This is a genomic window from Mesorhizobium sp. M7A.F.Ca.CA.004.04.2.1 (assembly GCF_004022825.1).
Lineage (GTDB): Bacteria > Pseudomonadota > Alphaproteobacteria > Rhizobiales > Rhizobiaceae > Mesorhizobium.
On sequence record NZ_RZPH01001464.1, the window covers coordinates 1 to 1,037 of the forward strand.

The 1,037-nt window shown below is 59.0% G+C and carries 1 protein-coding gene and 1 pseudogene; both read right to left on the reverse strand.

From position 1 onward, the window contains the following. Positions 1-217 (reverse strand): hypothetical protein (locus EN893_RS35410; protein ID WP_245490974.1); only part of this gene is annotated, 217 nt, incomplete at its 3' end. Positions 218-902: 685 nt separating this feature from the next. Continuing rightward, positions 903-1,036: pseudogene (locus EN893_RS39685) on the reverse strand (IS5/IS1182 family transposase); the annotation flags it as partial. Position 1,037: the final 1 nt, after the last annotated feature.

The window sequence follows — 1,037 nt, forward strand, 5'->3', positions numbered from 1 at the left end:
GCATGAACTGCTGCTCGCCGTGGCTAGTCCGGCGGTAGACGAAGGCTTCACCCCCGGTCAGCCAGAAAGGCATTTTGGGGACATTGACAGTGAGCCCGCCATATCGTTCGTTGATCGTAAGTGCGCGCTTGAAATCGGCCGGCGCTAGCGTCGGGTGTAAACTTTTCGAACCCTTGGCCAGCGTCTGAGTTGCCGATCGCCATGCGGCGCGCGTCAAAGCGCCGATCCTGGACATACCTGTTCACTTCTTTCGGTTTTCGGAATGCTAATTTTGAAGTTGGGTTCTCGTCGCCGGTCTGCAGCAGCGCCGAAGCGTCGCCTTGGAGGAGAGCCAGCACGCGGGTGCAGCCAGGCACGCGCAACAGGGGCGCTCCTTGGACATCCAGGCACTGGTTCGGGTGCCGATTGAAGAGTTGGCGTCCGCCGCCGAAACAACCAGGAAAGAGCGTCCATGCAGCCCTGACGCGACTATTTCCCCGCGAGTATGGCCGCTTGCTTTTCTGCATCATCTGAAAGGTCCTGCTCTAGTCGGGCCGGATGTCACCCCGGCAGAAATCATTGTGCTATTTCGACAATCTCCGAGCGATTGCCGCCGGCCCATGACGAGGTTTACCGATAGGGCGCAATATGCGTGCCAAAGGAAAAGCGGTTTAAATACACGGCAATCCGCCTATGTCGCATCCCCAACATCGTCGCACACCGGACAATGCCGGACGAAATTGTCCCGGGGCGTCAAATTGGTTTGATGGTGACCCAAGGAGTTCTGGCTTTATCTGAGGCGTTCGGCCTTTTTCGAAAGCCGGACTCTTCGCGCGTTTCCGACGGCCCGAAGCGCCTGATCAAAGCTGACGGCATTCCCGGGTCTTGGCCTTGCCACAGCAGCACCTGCTGCATCAATTCCGACGGACGCTGTAGAACACCTGCAACACACGGCCCGCAGCAATTTCTCCGGCGCAACGCTGGGGCGACCGCCTTTGGCACTGCAGGCGTACATGCCGGAAAGGATGCCGTCTAGCCGCACCAGCGCTCCGTTGATC